General features: G+C 56.9%; 13 protein-coding genes and 1 other annotated feature. Of the genes, 8 read left to right on the plus strand and 5 right to left on the minus strand.

Annotation, left to right across the window (positions count from 1 at the left end; all coding sequences use genetic code 11):
• A complete protein-coding gene (gene trpD, locus K5R89_RS08295) occupies positions 1–1,596 on the minus strand; it encodes a bifunctional anthranilate synthase glutamate amidotransferase component TrpG/anthranilate phosphoribosyltransferase TrpD (RefSeq protein WP_023289325.1) in 1,596 nt (531 codons plus the stop codon).
• Positions 1,596–3,158 carry an anthranilate synthase component 1 gene (locus K5R89_RS08300; protein WP_023289326.1) on the minus strand — a complete coding sequence of 521 codons (1,563 nt, stop codon included), beginning with the start codon at positions 3,156–3,158 and terminating at the stop codon, positions 1,596–1,598. Before K5R89_RS08300 ends, trpD begins: the two co-directional genes overlap by 1 nt.
• 33 nt (positions 3,159–3,191) lie before the next feature.
• Positions 3,192–3,287: a sequence feature (Trp leader region), on the minus strand.
• A gap of 159 nt (positions 3,288–3,446) precedes the next feature.
• On the opposite strand from K5R89_RS08300, the gene rnm reads away from it, so the two are divergent.
• The 4 genes from rnm to rluB all read left to right on the plus strand — a co-directional run bounded on the left by rnm (position 3,447) and on the right by rluB (position 6,974).
• Positions 3,447–4,310 (plus strand): RNase AM, encoded by an 864-nt coding sequence (rnm, locus tag K5R89_RS08305; protein ID WP_023289327.1) that lies wholly within the window; start codon positions 3,447–3,449, stop codon positions 4,308–4,310.
• Between the two features lie 16 nt (positions 4,311–4,326).
• A complete protein-coding gene (locus K5R89_RS08310; protein WP_023289328.1) occupies positions 4,327–4,947 on the plus strand; it encodes an L-threonylcarbamoyladenylate synthase in 621 nt (206 codons plus the stop codon).
• A gap of 81 nt (positions 4,948–5,028) precedes the next feature.
• Positions 5,029–5,691, plus strand: coding sequence for a response regulator (locus K5R89_RS08315; protein WP_023289329.1), 663 nt, complete (start codon positions 5,029–5,031; stop codon positions 5,689–5,691).
• Between the two features lie 380 nt (positions 5,692–6,071).
• On the plus strand, positions 6,072–6,974 hold the full coding sequence (rluB, locus tag K5R89_RS08320; protein ID WP_023289330.1) for a 23S rRNA pseudouridine(2605) synthase RluB: 903 nt from the start codon (positions 6,072–6,074) through the stop codon (positions 6,972–6,974).
• 60 nt (positions 6,975–7,034) lie between these two features.
• Here the strand turns inward: rluB and cobO are convergent, their stop codons facing one another.
• Together cobO and K5R89_RS08330 are read right to left on the minus strand one after the other, a co-directional pair.
• Positions 7,035–7,625 carry a cob(I)yrinic acid a,c-diamide adenosyltransferase gene (gene cobO / locus K5R89_RS08325; protein WP_217259112.1) on the minus strand — a complete coding sequence of 197 codons (591 nt, stop codon included), beginning with the start codon at positions 7,623–7,625 and terminating at the stop codon, positions 7,035–7,037.
• Positions 7,622–8,383, minus strand: a complete 762-nt coding sequence (locus K5R89_RS08330; RefSeq protein ID WP_032452539.1) for a YciK family oxidoreductase — start codon at positions 8,381–8,383, stop codon at positions 7,622–7,624. Before K5R89_RS08330 ends, cobO begins: the two co-directional genes overlap by 4 nt.
• 255 nt (positions 8,384–8,638) lie before the next feature.
• Here K5R89_RS08330 and sohB point away from each other — a divergent pair, with 255 nt between their 5' ends.
• Positions 8,639–9,685: a protease SohB gene (gene sohB, locus K5R89_RS08335; protein ID WP_064158365.1), complete on the plus strand. Its 1,047-nt coding sequence runs from the start codon at positions 8,639–8,641 to the stop codon at positions 9,683–9,685.
• Between the two features lie 62 nt (positions 9,686–9,747).
• Here sohB and K5R89_RS08340 read toward each other — a convergent pair whose 3' ends face one another.
• Entirely contained in the window at positions 9,748–9,999 is a 252-nt protein-coding gene (locus K5R89_RS08340) for a YciN family protein (RefSeq protein ID WP_002901761.1), read from the minus strand.
• A gap of 406 nt (positions 10,000–10,405) precedes the next feature.
• On the opposite strand from K5R89_RS08340, the gene topA reads away from it, so the two are divergent.
• The 3 genes from topA to K5R89_RS08355 all read left to right on the plus strand — a co-directional run bounded on the left by topA (position 10,406) and on the right by K5R89_RS08355 (position 14,734).
• Entirely contained in the window at positions 10,406–13,003 is a 2,598-nt protein-coding gene (topA, locus tag K5R89_RS08345) for a type I DNA topoisomerase (protein WP_023289334.1), read from the plus strand.
• Between the two features lie 343 nt (positions 13,004–13,346).
• Complete coding sequence (gene cysB / locus K5R89_RS08350) at positions 13,347–14,321, plus strand: HTH-type transcriptional regulator CysB (protein WP_004203875.1); 975 nt, start codon at positions 13,347–13,349, stop codon at positions 14,319–14,321.
• 245 nt (positions 14,322–14,566) lie between these two features.
• Complete coding sequence (locus K5R89_RS08355; protein WP_002901776.1) at positions 14,567–14,734, plus strand: YmiA family putative membrane protein; 168 nt, start codon at positions 14,567–14,569, stop codon at positions 14,732–14,734.
• Positions 14,735–14,825 lie beyond the last annotated feature (91 nt).

A 14,825-nucleotide genomic window follows, 5' to 3' on the forward strand; every position in this document is an offset into this window, starting at 1 on the left:
TTACCCTCTTGCCGCTAAGGCGGTCACTCTGTCATAGGCCGCGCCGCTGTGCAGCACATCCAGTACCTGCTGAGCGTTAGCTTTCAGATCTTCATGCCCGTGTAAACGCATCAACATGGCGACGTTGGCGGCGACGGCGGCTTCGTGAGCGGCTTCACCTTTACCTTGTAGCAAGCGCGTCAGAATGTCACGGTTTTCTTCCGGCGTACCGCCCGCCAGCTGCGCCTGATGGTAAGGCGTCAGGCCGAAGTCGTCGGCGGTCAACTGATAGCTTTTGATTTCTCCGGCATGCAGCTCGGCGACCACCGTGGGCGCATGCAGCGAGACTTCATCCATCCCGCCGCTGTGCACCACGGCCGCGCGCTGATAACCGAGTACGCGCAGGGTTTCCGCAATCGGCAACACCAGCTCCGGGCTGTAGACGCCAATCAGCGCCAGCGGCGGATGCGCCGGGTTGATCAGCGGTCCCAGCACATTAAACAGGGTACGGGTCTTCAACTGCTGACGGACCGGCATCGCGTGGCGGAAACCGGTGTGATACTTGGGCGCGAACAGGAAGCAGACGCCCAGCTCATCGAGCGCCGCGCGGGATTTATCGGCGTTCATATCGAGATTAATGCCGAAGGCCGCCAGCAGGTCGGAAGAGCCTGATTTACTGGAGACGCTGCGGTTGCCGTGCTTCGCCACTTTCAATCCACAGGCGGCGGCGACAAACGCGCTGGCGGTGGAGATATTAATGCTGTTGCTGCCGTCGCCACCGGTGCCGACGATGTCGGCAAACAGGTAGTCCGGACGCGGGAACGGCGCGGCGTTTTCCAGTAGCGCGGTGGCGGCGCCGGCAATTTCCTGCGGCTGCTCGCCGCGCACTTTCATGCTGACCAGCGCGGCGGCCAGCTGTTCAGGCTTCACTTCGCCGCGCACCACGGCGGAGAACAGCTGGTGGCTCTCCTGCTGACTCAGGGTTTCCGCCTGGTACAGTTTCTCCAGGATCGGCTGGAGGGTATTGGTATGCTCCAGCTTCTGCAGCGCCCAGGCCAGAGTCTGCTCCAGCAGTCGCGCGCCCTGGGTGGTGAGGATGGATTCCGGGTGGAACTGGAAGCCGCACACCCGGTCCGCATCGTGACGCACCGCCATCACCATACCGTTGAAATTGGCGTTAATCGTCAGCCCGGCGGGAATATTGCTGCCGACCAGCGAGTGGTAGCGCGCCACCGGCAGCGGATTAGCCAGACCGGCAAACATCGCCTGGCCGTCGTGCTCAATGCTGGAGGCTTTGCCATGGAGGATCTCGCCCGCCTGGCCGACATAGCCGCCGTAGGCTTCGACAATGGCCTGGTGGCCGAGGCAGATGCCGATGATCGGCAGCTTGCCCCGCATGCGGGTCAGCAATTCCGGCATGCAGCCGGCTTCGCTTGGCGTACCCGGGCCAGGGGAGAGCATCAGCACCGGGTTGTCCATGGTGCCCAGACGCTCAATCAGCGCCTGCGCCGGAACGGAGTTACGGTAAATCACCACGTTATGGCCGTTTGCGCGCAGCTGGTCTGCCAGGTTATAGGTGAAAGAATCGATATTATCGAGCAGCAGAATGTCAGCCATCAGAAAATCTCCTTCGCGTGATGGGCCTGGGCAATGGCGCGCAGCACCGCGCGGGCTTTATTTCGGGTCTCATCCGCTTCCGACTGGGGAACCGAGTCGAGCACAATGCCGGCTCCGGCCTGGACGGTAGCGATACCCTCCTGCACGTAGGCGGAACGGATGACGATGCAGGTGTCGAGGTCGCCGTGGGCGGTGAAATAGCCCACCGCGCCGCCGTAGCTGCCGCGTCGTTTACCTTCGGCGGCGGCAATCAGCTGCATGGCGCGAACCTTCGGCGCGCCGCTGAGAGTGCCCATGTTCATGCAGGCGCGGTAGGCGTGCAGCACATCAAGATCCTGACGCAGTTCACCCACCACCCGGGAGACCAGATGCATGACAAAGGAGTAACGGTCAACCTTGGTTAAATCGGCGACATAGCGGCTGCCCGGGGTGCAGATGCGGGCCAGATCGTTGCGCGCCAGGTCCACCAGCATCAGGTGCTCGGAAAGCTCTTTGTGATCGGTGCGCATTTCCAGCTCGATACGGCTGTCGAGATCGCGATCCAGCGAACCGTCGGCGCGGCGGCCGCGCGGCCGGGTGCCGGCGATGGGGTAGATCTCAATCTGACGGCTGACGGCATCGTACTTCAGCGAGCTCTCCGGCGAGGCGCCGAACAGGGTGAAATCGTTGTCCTGCATAAAGAACATATACGGGCTGGGGTTACTCTTCTTCAGCACATCATAGGCGGCCAGCGGCGACGGGCAGGGCAGCGAGAAGCGGCGGGAAGGGACCACCTGGAAGATTTCCCCGGCGCGGATCGCGCGCTGCATTTTGCGCACCACCGCGCCGTACTCTTCATCGCTCTGGTCAACGTCGCAGCGCATTTCGGCCACGGTGGTGACCGGCAGCGGCAGCGGCGGCTCGTTCAGCTGCTGGCGCAGCTGGCTCAGGCGCTGCTCCAGGCGCTGTTTTTCACTCTCCAGCGGCGTGAACAGGCTCGCCTGAATGCGGGTATGCTTGGTCTGATGGTCGATGACCAGCAGGGTCTCCGCCAGATAGAAACAGTAGTCCGGGCAGGCGGTGTCGCTCTGCAGCGGCGGCAGATCTTCAAAGCCGGCCACCAGGTCATAGGCGAATAGGCCGCCGAAGAACATCGCTTCACGCTCGTTGGCCGGGACGGTCACCAGCTCCTGCAGGAGACGGAAGGCGTCAAACACTGACAGCGAGCAGAGGCGGGCGTCTTCATCGAGCAGGGAGCTGACCGCCGGGAAGGTCAGGATGCGGCCATTGGGCTGGCGCTGATTGGCGATCCCGGAGGGCAGCGCGCCGTCCAGCAGCTCCAGCAGCGCGGCGCCGTTGGCGGAGAGGGCCTGAATGGTGACAGTGTCACCGAGGGCAGTGATGCGCAGCGCGCTGTCGACCAGCAGCAGGCTTTTTAAGTCATCTTTGCTGTCGATGTCAGCCGATTCCAGCAGCAGGGTGGCCGGACGGGCGCCGCACAGTTGGTGGAATAACGCCGTCGGGTTCTCCCGGTAGATGGCGTCGCTGGTGAGAAGCTCGAGTGCCGGTTTGGATGTTTGCATTATTGTTCTCGCCTGTTCGTATTATTTTTGTCCAATAAAAAGCCCGCTCATTGGCGGGCCGGGTATCTGTATGCTGAATGCAAAACGCGATCACGCCGCCCGTTATCAGGAGGTGCGCCACCAGCTGTGCAGAGTGATAAAGTGCATTTTCATCGTGATACCCCTTCATGTGAACTTGCGTACTAGTTAACTAGTTCGATGGAATAAAGTCAACCCTTGTTTGCAGATTTTCTCTGCCTGTCGGTATGATAATGCGCTTATTTACGTTGATGTCCAGCAGGAGTCCTTTTGAGCGATAGCCAATACGCAGTGATTTACGATCTGCACAGCCATACCACCGCCTCTGACGGGCGGCTGACTCCGCAGGAACTGGTCCATCGCGCCCATGAGATGCGCGTTGGCACGCTGGCGATCACCGACCATGACAGCGTGGCGGCTATCCCGGCGGCCCGGGAAGAGATTGCCCGCGCCGGATTACCCTTGACCCTGGTGAACGGCGTCGAGATTTCCACCCTCTGGGAGAATCACGAGATTCATATTGTGGGTCTCAATATTGATATTGCGCACCCGGCGATGACCGCCCTGCTGGAGGAGCAGAAAGCGCGGCGCCAGCAGCGCGGCCAGATGATTGCCGAGCGTCTGGAGAAGGCGCGCATCCCCGGCGCCTGGGAAGGGGCGCTGCGGCTGGCGGACGGTGGCGCCGTCACCCGCGGCCATTTTGCCCGTTTTCTGGTGGAGGCCGGCCACGCGAAGAACATGGCGGAGGTCTTCAAAAAATACCTTGCCCGTGGGAAAACCGGTTACGTGCCGCCGCAGTGGTGTACAATAAAACAAGCAATTGATGTCATTCATCATTCTGGCGGCAAGGCGGTGATAGCCCACCCCGGACGTTACGATCTTTCCGCCAAGTGGCTGAAGCGGCTGTTGGCCCACTTTAGCGAGCAGGGCGGTGATGCCATGGAAGTGGCCCAGTGCCAGCAGGCGCCCCACGAACGCGCTCAACTGGCCGCCCTGGCCGTGCAGTTTGGTCTTCTGGCGTCGCAGGGATCCGATTTCCATCAGCCCTGCGCGTGGATCGAGCTTGGCCGTAAGCTCTGGCTCCCTGCCGGCGTCGAAGGCGTCTGGCACAGCTGGGAAGCGGCCGCCGAATAAAAATTGAGAGGGAAGTATGAGCCAGTTTTTTTATATCCATCCGGATAACCCGCAGGCGCGGTTGATTAACCAGGCGGTGGAGATTGTGCGTAAGGGCGGGGTGATCGTTTATCCTACCGACTCCGGCTACGCGCTGGGCTGCAAAATTGAAGACAAGGGCGCGATGGAGCGGATCTGCCGCATCCGTCAGCTGCCGGACGGCCACAACTTCACCCTGATGTGCCGCGACCTGTCCGAACTGTCAACCTACGCCTTTGTGGACAACGTGGCGTTTCGCCTGATGAAAAACAATACGCCGGGCAACTACACTTTTATCCTCAAAGGAACGAAAGAGGTGCCGCGCCGGCTGCTGCAGGAGAAGCGTAAAACCATTGGTATGCGCGTCCCGTCCAATCCCATCGCTCAGGCGTTGCTTGAGACCTTAGGCGAACCGATGCTCTCCACCTCGCTGATGCTGCCCGGCAGCGACTTTACCGAATCCGACCCGGAAGAGATCAAAGATCGTCTGGAGAAAGTCGTGGACCTCATTATCCACGGCGGCTTCCTTGGACAGCAGCCGACCACGGTTATCGATCTCACTGAAGACGCTCCGGTGGTGCTGCGCGAAGGCGTCGGCGACGTGAGGCCGTTTCTGTAATCTGACGAAAAGTGGGCTGAAGCAACGCTCGAAGGTCAGGAGCCTGTCTGGCTCCTGAAAGTCTCATGGGAGAACCTGGTTATGCTTCATGAGCTGATATCGTTAATCAATGTTGTTATTTGGCCCGCTATTGTTCTGTTTTTTCTATGTCGATTTGGAACTGCAATCAACCGGTTTCTTGAAAACCTCAGCCGCCTTTCCATTAAAGGTCCCGGCTTTGAAGTCGAGACCTTCAATAAAGGGGCTGAGTCTAGTGCCAATCTTGCCGCTGCATTGGCCAGCAAAGGTACCATTGCTAAAGGCGAGGGTAATGTAGAGCAAAGCGTTCTGGATGACGTCAACGTAGTGACTCAGGCTGTAACGCCGAGAGTATTGCGAAGAGCGGGTGATGCCGTCATCTTATGGGTTGATGACAGACCCAATGGTAATCGCTTTGAACGTCAGTCCATGGAAGCTCTGGGCATAAGGTTTGTTAATGTAGTATCTACCGACGAGGCTCTCGAAAGACTAAAAAATCAGTCGTTTGATGTGATTATTTCCGATATGAAGAGGCCTGGGGATGATCGTGCGGGATATACTCTCCTGGATGAGCTAAGAAGAAAGGGCAAAGACATTCCATACATTATCTATGCGAGCTCCAATGCTGCTCAGCATAAGGAACAAGCAAAACAGCATGGCGCTTTAGACGCGACCAATAATCCGCCGGAATTATTTCGCCTGGTCATGGGGGCGTTAAAAAAATAATTATCCATCAAATCCAGAGGATGGCTTCTGCATTCCACCCCTTGCTAAATCCACGCTGGAGGCGGGTTATCTGTAAATTTCCTTTCCCGGATTGATAATCAATGACCCACCAGGTCTTTATAGGTTCAGGCTGCTCGCAAATCTAAGCGTCCGCGCAAAATCTGTTCCATACTCAAGGCGCGGTGTGGCGAACAGAAGCTTTCCCGACGAAGTTAGTGTAGTATGTTCGGCCACGATTACGGGCTCGCGGTGAATGTTTTGCGCATGCCAGCGAGACTTTACGTAAAAAGTATATACGTAACAATGAGTTGTTGATAAAGGCCTCATTGTTTCATAAAGCATACCAGACGCCTGGGAAGGCGACACCTTAAGGAAGCTCAATGAGCGAGAAACTGCAAAAAGTGCTGGCCCGCGCCGGCCACGGCTCCCGCCGTGAAATTGAAGCGAAAATCGAAGCTGGCCGCGTCAGCGTCGATGGCAAAATCGCCACCCTCGGCGACCGTGTGGAAATCGTCCCCGGTTTAAAAATTCGTATCGATGGCCATCTGATCTCGGTGAAAGAGTCCGCTGAGCAGATCTGCCGCGTGCTGGCTTACTACAAGCCGGAAGGCGAACTGTGCACCCGTAACGATCCGGAAGGGCGCCCGACGGTGTTCGATCGTCTGCCTAAACTGCGCGGCGCGCGCTGGATTGCCGTTGGTCGTCTGGACGTCAACACCTGCGGCCTGCTGCTGTTCACCACCGACGGCGAACTGGCAAACCGTCTGATGCACCCGAGCCGTGAAGTCGAGCGTGAGTACGCCGTTCGCGTTTTCGGCCAGGTGGATGAAGATAAGCTGCGTCAGCTGTCTCGCGGCGTGCAGCTAGAGGATGGTCCGGCGGCGTTTAAAACCATTAAATTCACCGGCGGTGAAGGGATTAACCAGTGGTATAACGTCACCCTGACCGAAGGGCGTAACCGCGAAGTGCGTCGCCTGTGGGAAGCGGTCGGCGTGCAGGTCAGCCGCCTGATCCGCGTGCGCTATGGCGATATTTTGCTGCCGAAAGGCCTGCCGCGCGGCGGCTATACCGAGCTGGACCTGGCGCAGACCAACTACCTGCGCGAGCTGGTGGAACTCACTCCGGAAACCAGCTCTAAGGTCGCCGTTGAAAAAGATCGTCGCCGGTTGAAAGCCAATCAGATCCGCCGGGCGGTGAAGCGCCACAGCCAGAGCAGCGCTAACCCGCGCCAGGGTAATAACAGCAACCGCCGTTCCAGTACCCGCAATAAGACCAACGGTTAATGTTGCGCGTTCCGGTGGTTTTGCGCCGGAACGCGGACTTCCTTTCGCCGTATCCGGCCCTCAGTAGTCAATCCCCATCTGTGCTTTAATGCCGGCATCAAAAGCATGTTTCACCGGGCGCAGCTCGCTGACGGTATCCGCAAGTTCAATAATATCGCGATGACAGCCGCGGCCGGTGATGATCACCGACTGGTGGGCAGGACGCTCACGTAGGGCGCTCAGCACCGCCTCCAGCGGCAGGTAATCGTAGGCCACCATGTAGGTCAGTTCGTCCAGCAGCACCAGATCGAGCTGGTCGTCGGCAAGCATACGGCGGGCATGCTCCCAGACCGCCAGACAGGCGGCGGTGTCGCTGTCGCGGTCCTGGGTGTTCCAGGTAAAGCCTGTCGCCATTGCCTGGAATTCGACGCCGTGTGGCTCCAGCAGATTACGCTCGCCGTTAGGCCAGGTCCCCTTAATAAACTGGATCACGCCGACTTTTTTGCCGTGGCCGACGGCGCGGGTCGCGGTGCCAAAGGCGGCGGTGGTTTTGCCTTTGCCGTTGCCGGTAAAGACCATCACAATGCCGCGTTCGTCCTGGGCCGCCGCCACCCGGGCGTCAACTTTATCTTTCAGCCGCTGCTGGCGTTCGCGGTAGCGTTCATCACTCATTGGGCAATTCCTGGTTTACGCCCCGGTTGGGCGTCGAAGGTCATTCCCGTCTTGCGACGACTGTCGTCGCCCATCAGCCACAGATAGACGGGCATAATGTCAGCGGGGGTTTTCAGTTTCAGCGGATCTTCCGTCGGAAACGCGCTGGCGCGCATGCCGGTGCGGGTACCGCCAGGGTTGATGCAGTTCACGCGCAGGTGGCGGCTTTGGTACTCGTCGGCCAGCACCTGCATCATCCCTTCGGTGGCGAATTTGGAGACGGCATAGGCGCCCCAGTTGGCGCGACCCTGACGACCGACGCTGGATGAGGTAAAGACCAGCGAACCTGATTCGGAACGGAGTAATAAAGGAAGAAGCGCCTGGGTCAGCATAAAGGTGCCATTGACGTTCACCTGCATCACCTGCTGCCAGACCTCCGGTTTCTGCTCATCCATCGGGCAGATATCGCCGAGCAGGCCAGCATTGTGCAGCACGCCGTCAAGGCGGGGATAGTGCATGCTGATCTGCTGCGCCAGCTGCTGACACGCCTGCGGCGTGCAGGTTAGCAGGTCGAGAGTAAACCAGCGGGGGGAAATACCGCCCTCGCGTTCAATCTCCTGGGCGACGGCGCGCAGTTTTTCGTCGTTGCGGCCAAGCAGAATCACGCTGGCGCTGTAGCGGGCGTAGGTCAGGGCCGCTTCACGGCCAATTCCGTCGCTGGCCCCGGTGACCAGAATGATGCGATCTTTCAGCAAGTGGCGTTGCGGTTGATAATGCACGGCGACTCCTTTGGCGATCGGCTCTCGATCGCGCTTCATCTTTGGTATCTCACTTTTGCGCTGTTATGCCTGAAAGCGCCCGCCATTGCAATCGGCGAAGCGGAAAGTATTCACAAAATTAATATCTTGCAACGATTTCAGCCTCGCTGAAAAAAAACGGAATCCGCTGCGCAGAGGACACAAAGCACAAAGACTTCTCGCCAGGGGCTGATGTACACTGTGCAGCAACGTCAGTGCTTTACACAAGGTGAAAACGTGGAATTACTTGCTCAATATGGCTTGTTTTTAGCCAAGATCGCGACCGTTGTCGTCGCTATCGCGGTGATTGCCGCTATTATCGTCAACCTGGCCCAGCGCAAGAAGCAGCGCGGCGAGCTGCGGGTGACGAATCTTAGCGAGCATTATAAAGAGATGAAGGAGTCGCTGGCGGTGGCCCTGCTGGATGGCCCGCAGCAGAAGCAGTGGCATAAGTCGCAGAAGAAAAAACAAAAGCAAGAGGCGAAGGCGGCGAAAGCGCGGGCGAAGCTGGGTAACGTGGAGCCGGAAGGCAAGCCGCGCGCCTGGGTGCTGGATTTCAAAGGCAGCATGGATGCCCATGAGGTCACCAGCCTGCGCGAAGAGATCACCGCGGTGCTGGCCGCGGCGAAAGCGCGCGATCAGGTGGTGATTCGTCTGGAAAGCCCCGGCGGGGTGGTGCACGGCTACGGGCTGGCTGCCTCTCAGCTGCAGCGCTTGCGTGACAAACAGATCCCGCTGACGGTGGCGGTCGATAAAGTGGCGGCCAGCGGCGGCTATATGATGGCCTGCGTGGCGAACAAAATTGTCTCGGCGCCGTTTGCGATCCTCGGCTCTATTGGCGTGGTGGCGCAGATCCCAAACCTGCACCGTTTCCTGAAGAACAAAGATATTGATATCGAACTGCACACCGCCGGACAGTACAAACGAACGCTCACTATGCTGGGTGAAAACACTGAAGAAGGACGGCGCAAGTTCCGCGAGGATCTCAATGAGACGCACCATTTGTTCAAGGATTTCGTCCATCGGATGCGCCCGGGCCTTGATATTGAGCAGGTGGCCACTGGCGAGCACTGGTACGGGGTACAGGCGCTGGAAAAAGGGCTGGTGGATGCGGTTGAAACCAGCGATGAGCTGCTGCTGGGATTAATGGAAAGTCACGACGTGATCGGGGTGCGTTATCAACAGCGTAAGAAAATGCTCGATCGCTTCACCGGTAGCGCGGCGGAGAGTGCCGATCGACTGCTGCTGCGCTGGTGGCAGCGCGGACAGAAGCCGCTGATGTAGATGATAAAACGCGAGGCTCTGCCTCGCGTTCTCGTTTAGAGCGGTCTTAATCTACGCCGGTCTTAATCGACAAGGTGATATTTGTCCGACAGCTCATGGGCGAGGTACTTAAACATATTAAATACCGCTGTACTCTTTGGCGTCGGCAGACCCTGCTCATCAAGATAAAACTCACCGCTAAACACCAGGACATTGTTGCGCTGAACGACGTCGGTGGCTTCGATACCGGCTAACGTATCCTCATGTTCGCGAATAAGTTTGTTGGCTTTTTCGAGCAGCGTCTGGCGATCGATTGGTTGGGTTGTACCTTGCATAACGGACTCCTCTTTTTCTCCGGGCGTAGTTTACGCCGCGCGGGGGCGCGGGGCAAATTTTCCATGGACAAAACAGGGGTAATCGTAACCAGTGGAGAAACAGCCGTTTACTGGCGTGATTCGCTTTTGCATGCTAATAAAGTTGCGTAACGAATTTTATCAGGTACAGTGTGACGCTTTCGGCGATCTGGCAACAGATTTGCTTGACATTCGGCCAAAAATTCTTCGTGCTATGTCACCTGACGAAAAAAGGTCAGTAAACTCAAGCGCCTGGTTTTACGGAGTTGAAACAGGTGTTCTGGGTTGATATTCACCGACGGTGCCGCAACATATGAGGCAGTCGCCAGTGGAGGGTGTATGAATGTGCGATGTATTCCTGGATGAATCAAATTAGGTAAAGGTGAATATGGGTAAAGCTCTCGTTATCGTTGAGTCCCCGGCAAAAGCCAAAACGATCAATAAGTATCTGGGTAATGACTACGTGGTGAAATCCAGCGTCGGTCATATCCGCGATTTGCCGACCAGTGGATCAGCTTCCAAAAAGAGCACCGACTCTACCGCCACCAAAGGGGCTAAAAAGCCTAAAAAGGACGAACGTGGTGCTCTGGTTAACCGCATGGGCGTGGACCCATGGCATGACTGGAATGCGCATTATGAAGTACTTCCGGGTAAAGAAAAGGTAGTTTCAGAACTCAAACAGTTGGCGGAAAAAGCTGACCACATCTATCTCGCAACCGACCTTGACCGCGAAGGGGAAGCCATTGCCTGGCACCTGCGGGAAGTCATCGGCGGCGATGAGCAGCGTTACAGCCGCGTGGTGTTCAATGAGATCACCAAAAACGCCATTCGTCAGGCTTTCGAAAAGCCGGGCGAGCTGAATATCGATCGGGTTAACGCCCAGCAGGCGCGTCGCTTTATGGACCGCGTGGTGGGTTATATGGTTTCGCCGCTGCTGTGGAAAAAAATCGCCCGTGGTCTTTCTGCCGGGCGCGTGCAGTCCGTCGCGGTCCGCCTGGTGGTGGAGCGTGAGCGTGAAATCAAAGCGTTCGTCCCGGAAGAGTACTGGGAAGTTGATGCCAGTACCACCACGCCGGGCGGCGACGCGCTGCCGCTGCAGGTGACCCATAAGGATGATAAGCCATTCCGTCCGGTCAGCCGTGATGAGACGATGGCGGCGGTTTCGCTGCTGGAAAAAGCCAGCTACAGCGTACTGGAGCGGGAAGACAAGCCGACCAGCAGTAAGCCGGGCGCGCCGTTCATCACCTCCACCCTGCAGCAGGCGGCCAGCACCCGTCTCGGCTTCGGCGTGAAAAAGACCATGATGATGGCTCAACGTCTCTATGAGGCGGGGCATATCACCTATATGCGTACCGACTCCACCAACCTGAGTCAGGACGCGCTGAACATGGTTCGCGGTTATATCAGCGATAAGTTTGGTAAAAAATATTTGCCGGAAAGCGCGAATCAGTACGCCAGCAAAGAAAATTCACAAGAAGCGCACGAAGCGATTCGTCCGTCTGATGTGAACGTGCTGGCGGAAACGCTGAAAGATATGGAAGCGGATGCGCAGAAACTGTATCAGCTGATCTGGCGCCAGTTTGTCGCCTGTCAGATGACGCCGGCGCAGTACGACTCCACGACGCTGACCGTGGCGGCGGGCGATTTCAAACTGAAAGCGCGCGGTCGTACCTTACGCTTCGACGGCTGGACCAAAGTGATGCCGGCCCTGCGCAAGGGCGATGAAGACCGGACCCTGCCGCTGGTCAAACAGGGCGACCAGCTGAGCCTGGTCGAGCTGACGCCTGCGCAGCACTTTACCAAGCCGCCGGCGCGCTTCAGCGAAGCCTCGCTGGTTAAAGAGCTGGAAAAACGCGGCATCGGCCGTCCGTCGACCTATGCCTCGATTATCTCCACCATTCAGGATCGTGGTTACGTGCGAGTGGAAAACCGTCGTTTCTACGCGGAGAAAATGGGCGAGATCGTCACCGACCGACTGGAAGAGAACTTCCGCGATCTGATGAACTACGACTTCACCGCGCAGATGGAAGATCGTCTCGATCAGGTGGCTAACCACCAGGCCGAGTGGAAAGAGGTGCTGAACCACTTCTTCGGCGATTTTACCACCCAGCTGGAGACGGCGGAGAAAGATCCGGAAGAGGGCGGCATGCAGCCGAACCCGATGGTGCTTACCAGCATCGACTGCCCGACCTGCGGCCGTAAAATGGGTATCCGTACCGCCAGCACCGGCGTTTTCCTCGGCTGTTCGGGCTATGCCCTTTCGCCGAAAGAGCGCTGCAAAACCACCATTAACCTGGTGCCGGAAAACGAAGTCCTCAACGTGCTGGAAGGCGATGACGCCGAAACTAACGCGCTGCGCGCCAAACGCCGCTGCCAGAAGTGCGGTACGGCGATGGACAGCTACCTTATCGATCCCAAGCGTAAACTGCACGTCTGCGGTAACAACCCGACCTGCGATGGCTATGAGATTGAAGAGGGCGAGTTCCGCATCAAGGGCTATGACGGTCCGGTAGTGGAGTGCGAGAAGTGCGGCTCCGAGATGCACCTGAAGATGGGGCGTTTTGGGAAGTACATGGCTTGTACCAACGACGAGTGTAAGAATACGCGTAAGATCCTGCGCAATGGGGAAGTGGCGCCGCCGAAGGAAGATCCGGTGCCGCTGCCGGAGCTGCCGTGTGAGAAGTCTGACGCCTATTTCGTACTGCGTGACGGGGCCGCGGGCGTCTTCCTGGCGGCCAACACCTTCCCGAAATCACGGGAAACGCGCGCGCCGCTGGTGGAAGAGCTGTACCGCTTCCGCGATCGTCTGCCGGAAAAACTGCGTTATCTCGCCGATGCGCCGCAGCAGGATCCGGAAGGCAATAAGACACTGGTGCGCTTTAGCCGTAAAACGAAGCAACAGTACGTAGCGTCCGAAAAAGAGGGCAAAGCGACCGGCTGGTCTGCCTTCTTTATCGACGGTAAATGGACGGAAGCTAAAAAGTAACTGACCATTATCAGGCAGGAAAAGGGCGCTTTTCCTGCTCTGGCGGCCGGCAGGGGCCATGGATGCCTCTGCCGTGTCGTTTTCCTTTCTCTCCGCGCTTTTCACCCTCTTATAACCACCTATATTATTTTTCGTTACCGTCTATACAGTGTTGATATAAATGATATAGTGGTTATAGTTAATGCCTTTTTTATTATTAAAACGTCTTATACATCATCGCTTTCAGGATGCGTTGCGGCGCCACTATGGTCAACTGCCGGGAGGCCTGGCCTTCACCGGCGACAAGTTGCCTGAACGTAAAGTGTATTAAGCGGCTTCATTTTACGCGCAAACGGATATCAGCATGAAACTACAACAGCTTCGCTACATCGTTGAGGTGGTTAACCATAACCTGAATGTTTCATCCACCGCCGAAGGGCTTTATACCTCTCAGCCAGGCATCAGTAAGCAGGTGCGTATGCTGGAAGATGAGCTGGGCATCCAAATCTTTGCCCGCAGCGGCAAGCATTTGACTCAGGTGACGCCTGCCGGGCAGGAGATCATCCGTATTGCCCGCGAGGTGTTGTCGAAAGTCGATGCCATCAAATCTGTCGCCGGGGAGCATACCTGGCCGGACAAAGGGTCGCTATACGTGGCGACCACCCATACCCAGGCGCGCTATGCGTTGCCCGGGGTGATCAAGGGCTTTATTGAACGCTATCCGCGGGTGTCGCTCCATATGCATCAGGGTTCGCCAACCCAGATCGCCGAAGCCGTGTCGAAAGGCAACGCCGACTTCGCCATTGCTACCGAAGCGCTGCATCTGTATGACGACCTGGTGATGCTGCCATGCTATCACTGGAACCGGTCGATAGTGGTGACGCCGGAGCATCCTCTGGCCTCCAGGGGCTCGGTATCAATAGAAGAGCTGGCGCAGTACCCGCTGGTGACCTATACCTTTGGCTTCACCGGCCGCTCCGAACTGGACACCGCGTTTAACCGTGCGGGCCTGACGCCGCGCATTGTCTTTACCGCTACCGATGCCGACGTCATTAAAACCTATGTTCGCCTGGGGCTGGGGGTTGGGGTGATTGCCAGCATGGCGGTAGATCCGGTCTCCGATCCGGACCTGGTGAAGCTGGATGCCAACGGTATTTTCAGCCACAGCACCACTAAAATAGGTTTCCGCCGTAGCACCTTCTTACGAAGCTACATGTATGATTTTATTCAACGTTTTGCACCCCATCTGACCCGGGATGTCGTGGATACCGCAGTGGCGCTACGGTCGAATGAAGATATTGAAGCGATGTTTAAAGATATAAAACTTCCGGAAAAATAACCCCGTTAAAATTAATGGCATTCCGTGTAAGGAGTGCCATTAACTATCATGGCCCTTATTTAACAACTTAAACCTCGAACCAATCACAAAATTAAGAATTTCTGATAACACGTTTTTCATAATGCCCGCCGCGATCAAATAACCGGTCAAATATATTCCATCAGGCCTAAATTCACTGGATTAATCGTTTATCCATAATTAAGATTTATCTGTACCTGATGATTTGAGCAATTGGTGGTGACAATATGATAAGTAATATCGATTACATGAAACTGGCGATGTCATACGAAAATGACAAAACCGAAATCGATCCCGTTCTGCGTAGTCGCGTATGGGGCGTAGTGTTGGTAGGGCTGGCGATGTTCTGGAGCATCATCGCGCTCACCATCTGCAACATCTGGATTGTCAGCTAAAGCTGTAGGTCATCGTTGTAGATACATGTCATTTTTATGACAGTGAAAGGAAACTGTAATATAAAATCAGTGAACGGCAATACAGGGAGAA

Origin of the sequence: Klebsiella sp. TF21-TM, from assembly GCF_019753495.1 — a bacterium.
In the GTDB taxonomy this organism is placed as follows: Bacteria; Pseudomonadota; Gammaproteobacteria; order Enterobacterales; family Enterobacteriaceae; genus Klebsiella; species Klebsiella quasipneumoniae.

Coding starts and splice junctions, on each gene's coding strand:
- rluB (WP_023289330.1), top strand. CDS start 6,072: ATGAGCGAGAAACTGCAAAAAGTGCTGGCCCGCGCCGGCCACGGCTCC.
- K5R89_RS08340 (WP_002901761.1), bottom strand. CDS start 9,999: ATGCAAGGTACAACCCAACCAATCGATCGCCAGACGCTGCTCGAAAAA.
- K5R89_RS08355 (WP_002901776.1), top strand. CDS start 14,567: ATGATAAGTAATATCGATTACATGAAACTGGCGATGTCATACGAAAAT.
- K5R89_RS08315 (WP_023289329.1), top strand. CDS start 5,029: ATGCTTCATGAGCTGATATCGTTAATCAATGTTGTTATTTGGCCCGCT.
- cysB (WP_004203875.1), top strand. CDS start 13,347: ATGAAACTACAACAGCTTCGCTACATCGTTGAGGTGGTTAACCATAAC.
- K5R89_RS08300 (WP_023289326.1), bottom strand. CDS start 3,158: ATGCAAACATCCAAACCGGCACTCGAGCTTCTCACCAGCGACGCCATC.
- cobO (WP_217259112.1), bottom strand. CDS start 7,625: ATGAGTGATGAACGCTACCGCGAACGCCAGCAGCGGCTGAAAGATAAA.
- K5R89_RS08310 (WP_023289328.1), top strand. CDS start 4,327: ATGAGCCAGTTTTTTTATATCCATCCGGATAACCCGCAGGCGCGGTTG.
- topA (WP_023289334.1), top strand. CDS start 10,406: ATGGGTAAAGCTCTCGTTATCGTTGAGTCCCCGGCAAAAGCCAAAACG.
- trpD (WP_023289325.1), bottom strand. CDS start 1,596: ATGGCTGACATTCTGCTGCTCGATAATATCGATTCTTTCACCTATAAC.